The organism is Caulobacter sp. FV2ye17ST (assembly GCF_058680955.1).
On sequence record NZ_CM178727.1, the window covers coordinates 3,148,170 to 3,164,977 of the forward strand.

The window sequence follows — 16,808 nt, forward strand, 5'->3', positions numbered from 1 at the left end:
CAGACTTTCGCGCGGACGACAGTCTCGAACACCACGCGCGCAATAGTTTTGGCCCGAGCCGGCAAGGTGCGAAAGGCCTTCCCTATCGCGGCGTAAGCTGGTTGGGGTCGATGAACTGACGGGGAAGGCCGGGCCCCTGGAAATAGGCCCCCAGCCAGGCGCCGCCACCGCCGTTGAACCATTCCACCCGAATGGCGTGCTTGCCGGGCTGCAGATCGACGCCGCCATTGGCCGTGACCACGCCGTGGTCGCCATCATTGTCGACCACCAGCTTGCCGTCGATATACAGCTTGCTGCCGTCGTCCGAGGCCAGCGAGAAACCATAGGCCCCGGCGGCTGCGATCTGGAGGTCGCCCTCGAACACCACGGCGATGCTGTCTTCACGGGGAAGCTTCAGGCCCGTGAGGGAGATTTCATGGGCCAGGCCGGAGGCCACAGGTTCAAGCCGGGTGAAATCAGGCAGCCGTACCGGCCCCTCCGGCAGCAGATAGACCTTGTAGGTCACGCCGCGCACGCCGGAGGTCTTCGGGTCCAGGATCCGGAAATAGCCTGTGGCCGGAACGCTGGCGGCCTTGCCGTCCACGAACAGTGAAGCGCGTACGATCGTGTTGCGCGTGATCGTGACCGGGCCGGCATAGAGCGTGGAACCGGGCGCGGGGATTGAATTGTCCAGCGTGTAGCGGACCTCGCCCTCGGGGTTGGGGTTGCGGATGGTCATCTGCACGGCTTGATCGACGAACAGCCCGCCTGAGGTCGCCGTCCCATCATTGGCCGGCTCGATCACCGGCGCGGCGTAGAAGCTGCTGGAGCGATAGGCCTGCTCGGGCGCCGTTTCGCCCTTCAGGATGGGCGTCACCGGCCGGCCCAGCCAGGCATAGGGGATCTTGGCTCCCAGCAACCACGCGGCGGTGGCCGCGGTGTCAAATGTGTTGATCGGCAGGTCGAGTTGGACGCCCGGCTTGATGGCCTTGCCATAGGCGATCCAGGGAATTTCCAGTTCGGCCAGGCTTTCGCCGCCGTGCCCCTTGCCCACGCCGCCATGATCGGCGGTGACCAGGATCACCGTTTCGTCGGCGATGCCCGCATCGACGGTTGCCTGCCGGATCGCCTTGATCTGCGCATCGACCTTGGTCACGGCCTCATAGTAGCGCGGCGAGCCATGACCATAGGCATGGCCCGCATGGTCGACATCATCGAAATGCACGAACAGGAACCCGGGCTTCTTGGCCTTGATATAGGCGACAGCCAGAGCGGCGGTGTCGTCCTCGTCCTTGCCGTTGACGTCATAGTCCACGAACCGGTGGTCGTAGAGATTGCCAAATCCATCCCACTGATAGATCGAGCCGACCTCCAACTGCGGTTGCTGATCGAACAGCACCTGGAAGATCGAGGGGAAGAAGCCGCCCGAGCCGGTCACCGAGGCGGGGAAGTTGAACTCGCCCACCTTCCAGTCATTGCTGGTGACGCCGTGCTGCTCGGGGCCGACCCCGTCGATGATGGAGGCCCAGTTGGCGCCGCTGGTGGTGGGCAGGACGCCTCGTGCATGCAGGCTCCAGCTGCCGTGCTTCATCATGTCATGCAGGGTCGGGGTCTCGGCCTTCATCACCCCATCCGGGCTGAGCGCGTCCACGCCGATAATGATCACGTGCTCGGCCTTCCGGGGCCCCGCGGCAAAGGCGCCGCTGGCGCTGGCCAGTCCGGCGATGAGCGCGATCGACGTCACGAGGTCGCGGATGGGGTTGGTCATGACAGGCTCCAAAAACGGGCCAGCACGCTGGACCGTGGACATCCTGCTGGAGCCGACCGTCCGTCGTGATTGGTATAGACCAGTTACCACGGCACATTTGCAGTTTTGCGACTGTCGCCTTTGACGGCTCAGAAAGCCTTGCGCGCCCTCACCTCTCCGCCCGCATCACCGCCTCGAACGCCGCCCGGGCCTCAAGTTTGGCCTTGGTCAGCTTGGTCTTCAGCGACCGGAACTCGCGCACGTGGCCGGCCCGCGCCAGCAGCGCCTTGAAGGCCTTGGGCTCGGCCTCCGGATCGCCGCCATCCTCCAGCGCCACCTTGATCAATTGCGAGAGGTCCTGCTCAAGACGCCAGGCCGTCTCCAGACACGCCAGGGCCGCGTCATCGGCCAGCCCCGCTGCTCTCAGAGCCGCCAGCGCCTCGCCGGTATTCTGGGCCAGGGGGCCGCCGTCGGCAGCGTGCCTGAGTTGCAGAAACTGAGCGACGAATTCGATGTCCACCAGACCGCCCGGCGTCAACTTCAGGTCCCAGACGCCCTTGCCGGGGCGCTCCTGCTCCATCAGGTCGCGCATCTCCAGCACGTCGGCGGCGGTCTTCCCCGGATCACGCGGACGGCGCAGAGCAGCCTCTATGGCGGCCTCGGCGCGGGCCTGAAAGGCCGGCGAGCTGGCCCACATCACCCGGGCGCGGGTCAGGGCCAGCAGCTCCCAGGTCTCGGCCTCGCGGGCGTAGTAGTCCTCGAAGGCGGCGAAACTGACGGCGACCGGCCCCTTTGTCCCTGAAGGCCGCAGCTTGAGGTCCACCTCATAGAGCGTGCCCTCCCCTGTCGGCGCAGACAGGGCGGACGTCAGACGCTGGGTGAAGCGGGCGTAGAAACTGTCAGCGCTCCAGCTCTTGATCGACGAAACCGCCCCCCCTTGGGCAGCGGGATCATCGACCGCATAGAGCGTCATCAGGTCGAGGTCCGACTTGGCGGTCATCTCGCGCGAGCCGGCCTTGCCCAGGGCCACCACGGCGACCTCGCCGGGAAACTCGCCGCCGATACGCACAGTCTCCGCCAGGGCGGCGGGCGCCAGGCGCCCGACGATCAGGTCGCCCAGCCCCGCGAAGGCCGCGCCCGCGTCGCTGGCCCCGGCTGTGCCGCTCATAACCCGCACGCCGATCCGGAAGCTCTGATCACGGAAGAGACGCCGGGCGGCGTTCATCGCGCCCTCGAAATCCTCAGGGTCCCAGGGCGCGATTTCGGGAACGGCCATGGGCCCGAAAAAAGCCGGGTCCAGCAGGGCGTCGAGCGCCGTCGGACGCCGCGCCAGGGTGGCCGCCAGACGCGGGGCGAAGGCCATGACCTCGACGATGAGTTCGAACAGCCGCGGCTGAGCCAGGAACAGCGACTGGATCTGCACGCCGGAACTCAGCAACGCGAAGAAGTCCGCGAAACGGTTGAAGGCGGTGTCCGGCGCGCCGGTGGCATTGGCGGCGTCCAGCAGGCGCGGCGCCAGCCGCGTGAAGAGCTCGCGCCCCCGCTCGGTGCGCGTAGCGGCGATGCGACCGTGGTGCCAGCTGCGAATGGTGGCGGCGACACGCTCGGGGCTGGAAAAGCCCATGCGCTTGAGGGTGGCGAGCGTCTCCGGATCGTCCTCGACGCCGGTGAAGACCAGGCTGCCAAAGCGCGAGGACAGCTCCTCCTCGCCGGCGAACAGGCGGCCATACCGCAGGTTCACGCCCTTCAGGATCTTGCCGACGGTCGCATCAAAGCTGCGCAGGTTGTCGTGGTTCCAGAGCGCCGCGACCTTCTTCCGGTCGGTGTCGGATTCCGGCAACTTGTGGGTCTGGTCATCGGCGATCATCTGGGCGCGATGCTCCAGCGCCCGCAGGTCCTGATAGGCCTTGGCCAGCCAGCCGGCGTCCTCGGGCGTGACGTGGCCGGCGGCGGCCAGGGCCAGCAGGGCGTCCAGCGTGCGCGGGCCGCGCAGGTCCGGTTGCCGCCCCCCCAGGATCAGTTGCTGGGTCTGGACGAAGAACTCGATCTCGCGGATGCCGCCGCGACCCAGCTTGAGATCCGCGCCCTTGGCGGTCAGCCGGTCATCGACCTTGTAGGTATGGATCTGGCGCTTGATTGAGTGGATGTCGGCGATGGCCGCGAAATCCAGGTTCCGTCGCCAGATGAAGGGCTGCAGCCCAGCCAGGAAGGCCTCGCCTTCCTTGAGGTCGCCGGCCGCGATCCGGGCCTTGATATGGGCGGCGCGCTCCCAGTTCTGGCCGACGCTCTCGTAGTAATCCATGGCCGCATCGACGGGCATGGCCGGCGGGGTCGAGGACGGATCGGGGCGAAGGCGCAGGTCGATGCGGAAGACATAGCCGTCGGCGGTGCGCTCCTGCAGGATGCGCCCCAGGTGGTTGGCGAGGCGAACCGCCACGCCCTGCGGCTCGACCCCATCGGCGACCGGCAGCTTTTCCGGCGCGTAGAAGATCGAGAAATCGATGTCGCTGGAATAGTTGAGCTCGAAGGCCCCGTGCTTGCCCATGGCGATGCAGAACAGGCCCGGCGCGGGTCCGGCCTCGGTGTCGCCCACATGGGTCAGGGCGCCGCGCCCCACCTCCAGCCGGACGGCCTGGGCCAGGGCGGCCCGCAGGGTGGCGTCGGCGAAGCGCGTCAGGGCGCCGGTCACCGCGTCCAGATCCCAGACGCCGCCCAGGTCGCACAGCGCGGTCAGCAGGTGCAGGTCAGCCTTCAGTTCGCGCAGAACCCGCCGGGCGGTTTCGAAGTCGGGTTCGGCGGCGACGGCGTCGGCGGCGGAGAGGATTTCCGTCAGGCGCGCGCCCGGATCGGCCTTGAGAATCGATGGCAGGCGGCGGGCGTCGCGGCGGGCCAGACCGGCCAGATAGGGCGAAGCGGCGAATATCGGGGCCAGGGCCGGCCAGGCGGCCTCGATGTTTGTCGACGCCTCGCCGACCCGCTTGAGGATCGCCTCATGCGCGCGCTCGGCGGCCTTGGGATCAACGATGGGGCCGCAGGGGGTGAGGCTTTCGAGCAGGCGAGTCATGCCGCCACCGTGACCCGGTGTTGCGACCTGGGCAAGACGCACGCTTGACGTGCGATATTACACTTGTAACCATTGCGGGGTCGAACCTGACAAGCACGAACGGGGGCGGCGCCTGGACGGGGAACGCGATGATGCTCGAACTGCTCGCCTTGGCGCTGACCCGGGTTCAGATCGCGGCGGCGGCGGGCGTTGTGCTGGCGCTGCTGCTCCGCATTCCGGTTCGCCGGCTGTTTGGGCCCCGCCTCGCCTACGGGCTGTGGGCGATCGTGCCGGTCGCCGCCGTCGCCAGCGTCTTTCCTAGCCTCGCTGAGACCTTGGAAGTCGGCGCGCCGACCGCGCCCTTGGCGCCAGGTCTGGCGATGAAGATTCTGGCGGGGTGGCTTATCGGCGCCGCGGCCTTCGCCGGCTTCATGCTGTGGCAGGAGCACGCCTTCCGGCGGACGGCGGCGAAAGGCAAGGCAGGCCCCGCCGTGATGGGCTCCCTATGGCCCCGGATCATCCTGCCCCATGACTTCGAGGCGCGGTTCAACAGCCGCGAGCGCGACCTGATCCTGCTGCATGAGCGCACGCATATCCGTCGAGGCGACCCTATCGCCAATCTGGCCATCGCCGGCTGCCGGGCCCTGGGCTGGTGCAATCCTCTGGTCCATCTCGGCGCTGTATTCGCCCGCATTGACCAGGAACTGGCGTGCGACGCCACGGTGCTGTCGCTGAAGAGCGATATCCGCGCCGACTACGCCAAGGCGCTTCTGAAGGTGTCGACCTTTGGCGCAGCCTCGCCCCTGGCCTGCGGCTGGGGCGCGCACCCGTTGATTCTGCGCGTCGGTTTCCTGAGTCGCCTTGAACCCAGCCGCCGACGCGAGATCGCCGGCTTCATCGCCCTTACGGCCTTGGGTCTGGCGACCTTCCTGGCGGTCTGGACCATCGCCCCGCGCGGGATCGTCTATAGCGATCTGGCGCCGACGATCGATATGGACGCGATGTACGCCGATCAGGCCGCCCGGGGCTTCGGCCGACCGTAGAGCGCCGCAATGGTGGCGATCGCGTCTTCGGCCTCGCTGCGGCTGGCCGTCTCGTTGTCGTCGTTGTAGCCCCAAGCCTCGGTCTGACCGACCTGCTGGACGACGATGCCGTCACGCCGGGCCAGGATCGACACCCCCTTGTAGTAGAGGCCGTAATTGACCTCGGGCTGGGGGATCAGCCAGGCGATCTGGCCGCGCACGGGGATGATGCTCTCGTCCTTCCAAAGCGCCCGCGCGCCATAGCCGGTGCAGTTGACCACCACCTTCTGCTTCAGCACCGCAAGATCGGCGGGGGTGTGGAAGGTCATGGTCTCGATCTTGCCGCCGGCCAGCAGGTAGTCGGTCATCAGCAGGTGGGCGTATTCGGCGATGTTGAACTGCATCGACGTGCCGCGCCGCGCATAGGGCGTCGGGAACGGATGGCTGCCCGCCGGCAGATCCATGCCCCGGGGCGTGATGTCCCGCACCCGCTCGACATATTCGACGAACTGCACGCCGTTCGGATCATGCGGCGTGGCGCGCCCCGGTCCCGGCGGCGCATCGAACAGGGTGTAGCGGTCGGTCCATTCCACCGGATTGCCCGCCATGCCCAGATAGGTCTGGTAGGCCTTGTAGGAGGTCCGGCACATTTCCTCCCACTGCGCCTCGAACCCCGGCGCGGCCGAGCCCACGGCGGCGATGCGGGAGTCGGGCGACCAGGTGCCCGTGGCCCGGGCCGAGCGGGTGTCGGGCATGCGTTCGCTGGCATAGATGGTGACATTGGCCCCGGCCCGCCGCAGCAGGGTGGCCGTGGTCAGGCCCAGGGCGCCGCAGCCGATCACGGCGATGTCGCGTTCGCCGGTCGACATGGCGTTCCTGGCCGCGATCGTTCCCGAACCCCACGACAGCGACCAGCCGCTGCCGCCATGGCCATAGTTGTGGACCACGGTCTTGTCGCCGACGGTCTCGACATCCAGACGCGGCCCGGCCTTGCGAAACGGGCGCAGGCAGACCGTGATCTTCGAGATGCGGTCCGGTTTCATCCGGATGGGCGCCAGGCGGGGGACGGCGTCGAAATCGCCAAGACCCGTGACCAGCCCGGGTCGCGCGATCTGGCCCGGCGCGCAACCCGCAGCGCCCAACAGCCCCAGCCCCCCAAGCCCGGCGAGGACACGTCGGCGGTTGCGGATCGCATCGATTTCGAAAGTCACGCCGGTACTCGCATCCGTGGAGTGGAGCGCCATCCTGGACCAGGGCCGCACGCGGTTCGACCCCGAACCCGCGCTCGTCCACAGTTACAGGGACTGCGCCGCCTAAACCGGCGCCCTGCCCGCTATTCGACCCGGGGCAGCACCAGGGCGACCCGCAGGCCGGGGCCCATGCCGTTGTACTCGCCCGGCCCCTCGGCCAGTTCCAGCCGGCCGCCGTGCGAGGCGGCCACGGCCTGGACCAGCGACAGGCCAAGGCCAGCGCCCGGCTCGCTGCGGCTGTTCTCCAGGCGCACGAAGCGCTGGACGACGCGGGCGCGGTCCTCGTCGGGCACGCCGGGACCGGTGTCGGTGATCGAGAATTCCAGCTCGCCGGACGAACGGCGGCGCGCGCGCAGCATGATCGCCCCGCCCGACGGAGTATATTTGATGGCGTTATCGAGCAGGTTGGCCAGGGCCTGGGCGATGAACTCGCGATTGCCCCGGATATGCAGGGCCGGCGTGATCTCGGCCTTGAAGTCCAGGCCCTTGTCCTCGCACGAGAACTCGTAGAGCTCGGCCATGTCGCGGGCCAGTTCCGAGGAGTCGAAGCTCTGCTGGTCGGGCGCCTGACCGGCGGCCTGCAGGCGGGCGATGGCCAGCACCGCGTTGAAGGTCTTGAGCACGCCATCGGCGTCCTGCAGGGCGGTTTCCAGCGCCGCGACCGGATCGCCCTTGCCGTTCTCGGCGTCGATCAGGGCCACTTCCATGCGGGCGCGAAGGCGGGTCAGAGGCGAGCGCAGGTCGTGGGCGATGGCGTCGCCGGCGTGGCGCAGGCCGCCCATCAACCGCTCGATGCGGTCGAGCATGTCGTTGAGGCCCTCGGCCAGTTCGTCATACTCGTCGCGCGCGCCGCGCACCTTGGCGCGGGCGTGCAGGTCGCCGGCCTGCACGGCGGCGACCAGGTCGACCAAGCCCTGCATGCTGCGCGAGACATTGCGGCTGATCAGGACGCCGCCGGCCAGACCCAGGATGATCACCAGCGCCCCGGCGCCCCACAGCGCCCGGACGATCTTGCGGACATAGCCCTCCGACGCCGCCACGTCGGCGCCGACGAACAGCACTTCGCCGCCGGTCAGGCGCTCCTGCACGCCACGAGCGGCGTTGCGCACCTCGGCGCCGTCGAGATCGACCTCGGTGACCTTGAAGCTGGACCAGCTGGGACCGTCGCCCTCGAAGTCATCCAGCGGCGAGGCCTCGATCGAGCCGGAGATCCGCTTGCCGGTCTTGTCGGCCAGGAAATACAGGAACGGCCGCTCGCCGGTGGCGCGCTCGACGATGGTCTGGTTCAGCGCATTGACGCCGCCCTGACGATAGGCGGCCTCGAGGCTTTCCATCTCGCGGCTGATCTCGGCGTCGGCGCGGCGGTTCACCTCGCCGGCCGTGGCCACATAGATATAGCCCAGGAACGCGCTGGCGGCCGCCGCGAACAGGGCCAGGAACAGCAGGGTCAGCCGGAACGGCGTGGTACGGAGAAGGCGCGGCAGACGCATGACGGGTCTCGGCGGCGAACCGCCCTATCTCCTAGGGATCGAGCCGGTAGCCCGCGCCGCGCACAGTCTGCAGCATCGGCCGGTCGAAGCCCTTGTCGATCTTGCTCCGCAGGCGCGAGATATGCACGTCGATGACATTGGTCTGCGGGTCGAAGTGGTATTCCCACACCTTCTCCAGCAGCATGGTGCGGGTCACCGACTGGCCGGCGTGACGCATCATGAATTCCAGCAGCTGGAACTCGCGGGGCTGGAGATCGATCTCCTTGCCGGCGCGATGGACGGTGCGGTTGATCAGGTTCATCTCGAGTTCGCCGACCTTCAAGGTCGTCGCGACGGCTCCAGTCTCACGACGACGCGACAGGGCCTCGACCCGGGCCATCAGCTCGGGGAAGGCGTAGGGCTTGACCAGATAGTCGTCGGCGCCGGCCTTCAGGCCCACGACGCGGTCGCTGACCTCGCCCAGGGCTGACAGGAACAGCACCGGCGTGTTGTCGCCTTCGCGGCGCAGGGTCTCGACGACCTCGACACCATCCTTCTTGGGCATCATGCGGTCGACGATCAGGACGTCGAAGCCGCCCTTGCCGGCTTCCTGCAGGCCCGCTTCGCCATCGGGCGCGTGGACGCAGTCATAGCCAGCCTCGGTGAGGCCGTGGGCCATCGCGCCCGCCGCCTCGATATCGTCTTCGATAATCAGAATACGCATCAGCCAATCCCTCATGCGCCCACGAACGGAAAACTGACGTTCTCCCGATTCGACCCTTGGACGCGATCCTTGGCGATGGATACCGGTTTTGAGCCTGCCCGTCCCTTAAACCTTGGACAGATACAAGAAGTCCCGCCCCGGAAAATCCGGAGCGGGACTAAACTTGCGCAGCGCTGCCTGGCTTGCGGCTACGGGGCGATCTTCAGGGGCACGAAGACCGGGCGGCCCTGACGGACCACCTTGGCCAGCACGCTGGTGCGGCCGCCCTTCTGGGCCGCCGAGATCGCGGCGGCCACTTCGCCGGTCGAGTTGACCGCCACGCCATTGACGCTGGACAGGACGTCGCCCTTCACAAGGCCCTTCTCGCCTGCGTCGGAGTCGGCCTTGACGCCGGCGATCAGCACGCCGCGCACTTCGGGCGCGATCTTGTAGGTGGCGCGCGCCGTCGTATCCAGCGGGGCCAGGGTCAGGCCCAGGGCTTCGAACTTCTGGCTCTGGGGCTTGTCGGGCGTCGCCGGAGCGCCGCCGTCCTCGTTATCGTTGTCATTGGCGCCCAGGGCGTCCTCGGCCGGGCGGACGCCCGACTTGACCTCGACCGTGCGGGGCTTGCCGCCGCGCAGGATCGACAGGCGGATGGCGTCGCCCGGCTTGGCCTTGGCCACTTCGCGGGTCAGCTCCGAGCCGCTCTTGACGTTGACGCCATTGACGGCGGTCACGATGTCTTCCGGCATCAGGCCAGCCTTGGCGGCGGGCGCGCCCGCGACCAGCTCGGCGATGATGGCGCCCTTCACGTCGGGCATGCCCTGGGCTTCGGCCATCTCTTCGGAGAAGTCCTGGATGTTGGCGCCGATATAGCCGCGCACGACCTTGCCGCCGGCGATCAGCTGCTTGGCCGTGGCCTCGGCCACGTCGGCAGGGATCGCGAAGCCGATGCCGACCGAGCCGCCGGTCGGCGAGAAGATCGCCGTGTTGACGCCGATCACGCGGCCGAAGATGTCGAAGCTGGGACCGCCCGAGTTGCCCCGGTTGATCGGCGCGTCGATCTGGATGTAGTCGACGAACCGCGAAGAGCTGTCGCCCAGGTCGCGGTTGTAGGCCGAGATGATGCCGGCCGTGGCGGTGCCGCCCAGGCCGAAGGGGTTGCCGATAGTGATGACCCAGTCGCCGACGCGCGGCTTGGCCTGGTTCTCGAAATCGACATAGGGGAAGGCCGCGCCCTTGGCCTTGGGATCGGTGACCTTGATCACAGCCAGGTCGGTGCCTTCGTCGCGACCGACGACGGTGGCCTTCAGCTGGCGGCCGTCCTTCATGACGACATTGATCTCGTCAGCGTCGGCGACGACGTGGTTGTTGGTGACGATGTAGCCGTCAGCCGAGATGAAGAAGCCCGAGCCCGAGGACTGCTGCTTGGGCGCGGCGGGGGTGTCGTCTTCACCTTCGGCGCCCGGCTTCTGGCCGCGCGGTACGATGTCGAACCCTTCCAGGCCCGGGATGCGCAGGCCGCGCGCGGGGCTGGCCTTGGAGGTCACGTCGATCTGGACGACGGCCGGGGAAACCTTCTCGAAGATGTCGGCGAACGACATCGGAGCGCCGGGCGGCGGCGCGAAGGACGGCGCGGCGGCCGTCGAAACACGGATCGCGGCGGGAGCCTCGGCCGCACCGGCCGTTCCCATCCGCATGCCCATGCCCGCCAGAGCGGCGGCGGCGACGCCCGCGCCGGCAACGGCGCCCACAATGAAACCCGACTTCCTAGCGGTCATCTCTTGTCTTTCCTCACCCACGACGCAGTGCGCCGGGACCTCTTCATCCTCGGCGCCCGGCGCCGAGAACGTGCTTCGCAGAAGAACCTAGTCGTGATGGCGTAACGCGCAATGGTTCTCGAATTATCTTTGCGTCACGCCGGAGGTGCTTCTTGCGGCGTCTTTTCGGCGCAATCGTGGCCTTTGTCTTCAAGCAGGGCCGCAAGACGCGCTTCCTCTTCGGAAGACAGGCCGTCAGTCTCGTCTGGCTCGACCGCGCCATCTTCGCGCCGCCGACGCAGAAGCGTCGCCATAAGCCCGCCGCCGATGGCCAGAATCCCCAAGGGAGCCAGCCACAGCGCGACATTGCCCGGTGAAAACGGCGGCTTGAGCAGAACAAACTCGCCATAGCGCGCCACCAGAAACGCCCGGACCTCGCGATCGCTACGCCCCTTGGCGATCTCCTGCCGGACAATTCGCCGCAGGTCGCCGGCGAGGTCGGCCTGCGAATCGTCGATCGATTCGTTCTGGCAGACCAGGCAGCGGACTTCACGGAACAGCACCCGGGCGCGGGCCTCCTGCGCCGGGTCGGGCAGGCGCTCATTGGGCTCGGACGCGGCGGCCATGCAGGCGATGGCGGCCAGGGTGACGAACAGCGCCCTTAACCGCTTCATGCCCGAGCCTCCGACGCCTTGCGCCCGACGCCCAGACGCAGCCGGCGGTCAGACAGCGACACCGCCCCACCGATCGCCATCAGAAGCGGGCCCAGGAAGATCAACCGCACCCACGGATTGACGTAGGCGCGCACCAGCCAGGCGGGCTTGCCGCCCTCGCCGGCCCGGCGCTCGCCCAGCACGATGTAGAGATCGTCCAGGCCCTTGGGGCAGATATGGACCTCGGAGGTGGTCTGGCCGCCGGTGGGATAGAAGCGGCGTTCGGGCTCCGCCTTGCAGACCAACCGGCCGGCGGCGTCGGTGATCCGCACGAGGCCGCGTTCGGCGAGATAGTTGGGTCCCTCGACCGTGCCGACATCGGTCAGGGTCAGCTCATAGGCGCCCAGCTTGAACGACTGGTTCAGGCTCAGGGCCTGGGCCTGCTCAACCCGCCAGGCGGTCTCGAACGAGGCGCCCAGCACGAAGACCCCCATGCCGGCATGGGCCAGGGTCGTGCCCCAGGCGCCGCGCGGCAGGCCGACGGCGCGCCGCCAGACTTCGGCCATCGGAGCGCGCAGGAACTTCAGGCGTTCGGCCAGCTCGACCAGCGCCCCGCCGATCAGCCAGAAGCCCAGGGCGACGCCGGCGCTGGCCAGGGCCTTGCGCGGGGTGACCACGGCATAGGCGACCAGCCCCAGCAGGGCGGCGGCGGCCAGGGCCACCCACAGCCGGCGCATCACCGCCGAAGCGTCGCCGCGCTTCCAGGCCAGCAGCGGTCCGGCCGGCAGGATGGCCAGGGCCAGCAGCATCAGCGGGGTGAAGGTCAGGTTGAAGAAGGGTGGTCCCACCGAAACCGCCTCACCGTCGATCGCCTCGCGGATCAGCGGATACAGGGTGCCCAGCAGCACGGTGGCCGTGGCGGTCGACAGCACGATGTTGTTGAGCACGATGGCGCTCTCGCGACTGACCGGAGCAAACAGGCCGCCGGAGTTCAGGGCCGGCGCCCGCAGGGCGAACAGCAGGAAGCCGGCGCCGGCGGCGACGCCCATCATGATCAGCAGCAGCACGCCCCGGGTGGGGTCGACCGCGAAGGCATGGACGCTGGTCAGCACGCCCGAGCGCACCAGGAAGGCGCCCAGCATCGAGAAGGTGAAGGCCGCCAGGGCCAGGAAGGCGGTCCAGCCCGGCAAGGCGCCGCGCTTTTCCATGACGATGGCCGAATGCAGCAGGGCCGCGCCGATCAGCCACGGCATGAAGCTGGCGTTCTCGACCGGGTCCCAGAACCACCAGCCGCCCCAGCCCAGCTCGTAATAGGCCCAGAAGGCGCCCAGCGTGATGCCGATGGTCAGCAGGCTCCAGGCCGCCAGGGTCCAGGGCCGCACCCAGCGCGCCCAGGCCGCGTCGATCCGGCCGTCGATCAGCGCCGCCATGGCCAGGCTGTAGACGACCGAGAACCCGACATAGCCGGCGTAGAGGAACGGCGGATGCACCGCGAGCGCCCAGTCCTGCAGCAGCGGATTGAGCGAGCGTCCCTCGATCGGCACATCGCCCAGCCGGGTCATCGGGTTGGAGGCGAAGACGGTATAGGCCAGGAACATCACGCCCAGCGCGCCCTGCACCGCCACCGCATAGGCCCGCAGGCGGGGTGGCAGGCTGGCGCCGAACAGCGCCATGGCCGCGCCATAGCCGGTCAGGACCAGGCACCACAGCAGCATCGAGCCTTCATGGCTGCCCCAGGCGCCGGCCACCTTGAACAGCAGCGGCTTGTCCGTGTGCGAGTTGGACGCGACGTTGGCGACCGAAAAGTCGGAGGTCACAAAGGCCCAGACCAGGCAGGCGAAGGTGATGGCTGTCGCCCCGAACGCGCCCAGGGCCGCGCCCCGGCCAGCGCCGGCCAGCATCGGCGCGCGCCGAACGCCGGCCATGGCCGACAGGCCGGTCTGCGCGACCGACAGGATCAGGGCCAGAATGAGGGCGAAGGCGCCCAGTTCAACGGTCATGGGGCGGTCTTGCCCTCATAGGCCGGCGGGCCGGCGCCCTCGCCGCGCCATTCGCCCTGCTCTTTGAGGGCCTTGGACACTTCGCGCGGCATGTAGCGCTCGTCGTGCTTGGCCAGGACCTGCTTGGCGATGAAGACGCCGCTCTCATCGAACGCCCCCTGCGCCACGATCCCCTGCCCTTCACGGAACAGGTCAGGCAGGTCGCCATGGAACTTCACCCGGGCCGTCGACTTGTGGTCAGCCACCACGAATTCCACGTCGCCACCGGGGTGCTTGATCACGCTGCCGGCCTGCACGAGGCCGCCCAGCTGGACCTTGCGGCCGGCCGGCACCTTGGCTTCCTGGGCCTGGGCGGGCGTGTAGAACAGCGAGATGGCGTCGCGCATGCCATACAGCGCCAGACCCACGGCCAGGGCCAGCACGGGGGCGATGGCCAGCAGGATGGTCAGGCGGCGGCGCGCCTTGCGGGATTTCGGCCAGAAGCTCATTGGTTCTCCCCTTGGGGGGCGGACTTAGTTTGCTGCGGCGTCTGGGCGGCCTGGCGCAGGGCGGCCAGGACCTTGGGCTGGCTAGCGTAGCGCTGGCTGGCCGAGGCCAGGGCCGCGTCGCGCTTGGCGGTCTCGCCCAGCACCGCATAGGCCCGCACCAGCCGCACCCAGCCATCGGGATCGTCGGGCGAGGTCTTCAGGCGCGTGGCAAGGCCCTCGACCATGCCGGCGATCATGCCCTGGACCTGGGCGCTCTCCTCGGGCGCGGCCTGGGGAGCGGGAATGCCGCCGGCCGCCTCGACCTGGGCGATCTCGCGGTTCATCGCGCCGCGACGCGGATCATCGGCCGGCAGGCTGGCGGCCAGGGCGCGCCAGTCGGCAAGGCCGCCGGCCACGTCACCGTCGCCAATGCGGCCTCGGCCCAGATGGTAGCGGGCCGACAGGCTGTTGGGGTCGATCTTGAGGGCTTCGCGGAAGGCCAGCCTGGCGTCGGGGCCGACGTCCCCGTTCGCCTCGGCCACGAAGGTCTCGCCCAGCCCGGTCCACAGGTCGGCGCGCCCCGGGGCCAGACGCACGGCGCGGCGCAGGGCCTGCTCGGCGCCGGCCAGGTCGCCCGAAGCGCTGCGGGCCAGGGCCAGATGCTTGAGGGGCTCAGCGTCCTTGGGGCGCTGGGCGGCGATGGTCTCCAGCACGGCGGCAATGCGCGGCGGATCCAGCTGGGCCGGATCGGTGGCGCGCCACGCCGCCACCCGCTTGGCGTAGGGTTGATCGTCAAAGCCGGGCGAGCCGATAAACACATAGACCGCCACGGCCAGCAGCGGCGCGACAGCGGCGGCGGTCACGGCCAGGCGGCGCGATCCCCGGCCGTCGGGGGACCAGGTCTCTGCGGTGTCGGCGGCGGCCAGCAGGCGACGCGCCGCCTCGGCCCGCGCGGCCTTGCGCTCGGCCTCGTCCAGCAGGCCGCCTTCGGCCAGTCGGTCGATCTCGCCAAGCTGGCGTTTATGGGCGTCAAGATCGGTCGAGACGCCTTCGGCTGCGCCCGCGCGCGCCGCGCCGCGCAGTATCAGGGCGCCGGCCGCGGCCGACAGCCCGGCCGCCGAGATCCAGAAAGCGATCATGCGTCGCGTGTTAGCCGGGAATGCGCGCCGCCGTTAGCGAAAAAAGCGCTTAAGGGACCGATCAGGCCGCGATCGCGGCGGCGGCCCGGCGACGGACGATTTCGGCGGTCTTTTCGTCGCGGGTGTGAGCGATGAAGGCGGCGGCGATGTCGAGATATTGCTGGGCCACGACGGGATCGCCGCCCTCGCCGGTGCGGGCCGCGTACAGAACGTCCTCGATATACTGGTCCAGGCGGCTGTTGAGCTTTTCCAGCGCCTTGGCGCGCGTCGCGCCATAGCCGCTCTGGGTCGCGCACGGCCGCAGGTGTTCGATGAAGACCAGGATGGCGGTGGCGCGACGCACCAGCGCCTCGTCCGGCGGCGAGGTCAGCTTGGCCACGCCCTTGCCGCCCTTCTTGCCCAGGATCGAGATCGGCTTGGTGGGCAGGGCCTCGCCCAGTTCCTTGTCGGCCGTGCTCATCCGCAGCTCGACGGCCTGGGCGATCTGCTGCTTGTATTTGCCAAGACGCCGGCCCCAGGGGCCGTCCTTGGCGATGTTGACCGACTGCTCAAACTCGGTGACCTGCAGAGAGACGCGCTGGGCGGCCATTGCGGCCTCGCGGGCGAGCTTCTCGCCCTTGTCCAGGTCGAAGTCGCGGATCAGGTTGATCGCGGCGTCGATCTCGGCCAGCACCCGCTCGCCGAACGAGCTGACTTCCGACGAGGCCAGATAGCGATCGTTGGGCCGGTCCATGACCGCCGAGATGACGCGCAGGATCCGCCAATCGTCGGGCAGGTGCGCGGCCAGCATGCCGAACATGCGGGCCCCGGAATCCTCGCGGATGGCGCAGGCGTCGCGATAGGCCAGGCGCGCGGCCGCGGCGCGCTCGCCGCTCATCCGGCTGACCCATTCCGACAGCTTCGGCAGGGCCGCGCGGACGATATGGCCGATCTCCAGACAGTTGATCAGCTCTTCGGTCACGCCAAGACCGCGGGTCGCGTCGAACACGTCCTGCTGCGGATCGCGCAGACCACTGGCGGCCAGCCGGCACAGCTCGTCGAAAACCTCGGGCGCGCCCTGCTCGAGATCCCACGGATTGCACTTGGCGGCGGCTTCCTCGACGCGCTGCGGCGCCATGGTCTTCAGCGCCTTCCAGAGGAACGGCAGCACGCGCGGCGGAAAGGTGATCTGTCCGGGGCCTCGCACCGCGCACATCGGCACGATCGGAGACAGGACGTTGTTGCGGACGAAGCGGTCGGTGGTCTCGTCCTCGACCAGGCCGCGCACCTGCGCCAGGCCGCCCACGTCGCCCACGCTGGCCAGGGCCAGTTCGAGACTGCGCAAGGCAGAGTCGGGCGCGGTTTCCACCAACATCCGAACGATCTGCAATTTATGCGCAGCGATTGCGGCCATGATCCCCCGCCGGATCACAAAGACCGACAGCGTCAACCATGTTGGCAACGAGGTTAAGACTTTCCGAAATCCACCAAAAAAGTCTGTGCTTTCAGCGCATCCCCGGATCGGGGAAAGGTCAAGGGCCCCAGAGGTTTAGCGGGACGCACCCGGACCCCGCGCAACACAACCTGTGCGACAATG

The 16,808-nt window shown here is 68.7% G+C and carries 12 protein-coding genes; 1 reads left to right on the forward strand and 11 read right to left on the reverse strand.

The window, feature by feature from the left end; genetic code table 11:
- Window positions 1-82: 82 nt before the first annotated feature.
- The gene (locus tag ACW17V_RS15080) at window positions 83-1,747 is read right to left on the reverse strand and encodes an alkaline phosphatase family protein (protein ID WP_492105871.1); all 1,665 of its coding nucleotides are present in this window, start codon (window positions 1,745-1,747) and stop codon (window positions 83-85) included.
- A 148-nt stretch (window positions 1,748-1,895) separates the two neighbouring features.
- A complete protein-coding gene (locus ACW17V_RS15085) occupies window positions 1,896-4,790 on the reverse strand; it encodes a bifunctional [glutamine synthetase] adenylyltransferase/[glutamine synthetase]-adenylyl-L-tyrosine phosphorylase (protein ID WP_492105872.1) in 2,895 nt (964 codons plus the stop codon).
- Window positions 4,791-4,921: 131 nt separating this feature from the next.
- Between ACW17V_RS15085 and ACW17V_RS15090 the strand changes: the two genes are divergently transcribed.
- Window positions 4,922-5,812 carry a M56 family metallopeptidase gene (locus ACW17V_RS15090; RefSeq protein ID WP_492105873.1) on the forward strand — a complete coding sequence of 297 codons (891 nt, stop codon included), beginning with the start codon at window positions 4,922-4,924 and terminating at the stop codon, window positions 5,810-5,812.
- Here ACW17V_RS15090 and ACW17V_RS15095 read toward each other — a convergent pair.
- The 9 genes from ACW17V_RS15095 to ACW17V_RS15135 form a co-directional block, all read right to left on the reverse strand.
- The gene (locus ACW17V_RS15095) at window positions 5,782-7,002 is read right to left on the reverse strand and encodes an FAD-dependent oxidoreductase (RefSeq protein WP_492105874.1); all 1,221 of its coding nucleotides are present in this window, start codon (window positions 7,000-7,002) and stop codon (window positions 5,782-5,784) included. The genes ACW17V_RS15090 and ACW17V_RS15095 overlap by 31 nt on opposite strands.
- A 122-nt stretch (window positions 7,003-7,124) precedes the next feature.
- On the reverse strand, window positions 7,125-8,531 hold the full coding sequence (locus ACW17V_RS15100; RefSeq protein WP_492105875.1) for a sensor histidine kinase: 1,407 nt from the start codon (window positions 8,529-8,531) through the stop codon (window positions 7,125-7,127).
- A gap of 31 nt (window positions 8,532-8,562) precedes the next feature.
- Window positions 8,563-9,234 carry a response regulator transcription factor gene (locus ACW17V_RS15105; RefSeq protein WP_492105876.1) on the reverse strand — a complete coding sequence of 224 codons (672 nt, stop codon included), beginning with the start codon at window positions 9,232-9,234 and terminating at the stop codon, window positions 8,563-8,565.
- A 188-nt stretch (window positions 9,235-9,422) separates the two neighbouring features.
- Complete coding sequence (locus ACW17V_RS15110; protein ID WP_492105877.1) at window positions 9,423-10,994, reverse strand: trypsin-like peptidase domain-containing protein; 1,572 nt, start codon at window positions 10,992-10,994, stop codon at window positions 9,423-9,425.
- A 134-nt stretch (window positions 10,995-11,128) separates the two neighbouring features.
- Window positions 11,129-11,599 (reverse strand): cytochrome c-type biogenesis protein, encoded by a 471-nt coding sequence (locus tag ACW17V_RS15115; protein ID WP_492105878.1) that lies wholly within the window; start codon window positions 11,597-11,599, stop codon window positions 11,129-11,131.
- Between the two features lie 44 nt (window positions 11,600-11,643).
- Window positions 11,644-13,626 (reverse strand): heme lyase CcmF/NrfE family subunit, encoded by a 1,983-nt coding sequence (locus ACW17V_RS15120; RefSeq protein WP_492105879.1) that lies wholly within the window; start codon window positions 13,624-13,626, stop codon window positions 11,644-11,646.
- Entirely contained in the window at window positions 13,623-14,114 is a 492-nt protein-coding gene (gene ccmE / locus ACW17V_RS15125; protein WP_492105880.1) for a cytochrome c maturation protein CcmE, read from the reverse strand. The genes ACW17V_RS15120 and ccmE overlap by 4 nt, the downstream gene beginning before the upstream one ends.
- Window positions 14,111-15,232 (reverse strand): c-type cytochrome biogenesis protein CcmI, encoded by a 1,122-nt coding sequence (ccmI, locus tag ACW17V_RS15130; protein ID WP_492105881.1) that lies wholly within the window; start codon window positions 15,230-15,232, stop codon window positions 14,111-14,113. Before ccmI ends, ccmE begins: the two co-directional genes overlap by 4 nt.
- A 61-nt stretch (window positions 15,233-15,293) precedes the next feature.
- Complete coding sequence (locus ACW17V_RS15135) at window positions 15,294-16,625, reverse strand: hypothetical protein (protein ID WP_492105882.1); 1,332 nt, start codon at window positions 16,623-16,625, stop codon at window positions 15,294-15,296.
- Between the last annotated feature and the right edge of the window lie 183 nt (window positions 16,626-16,808).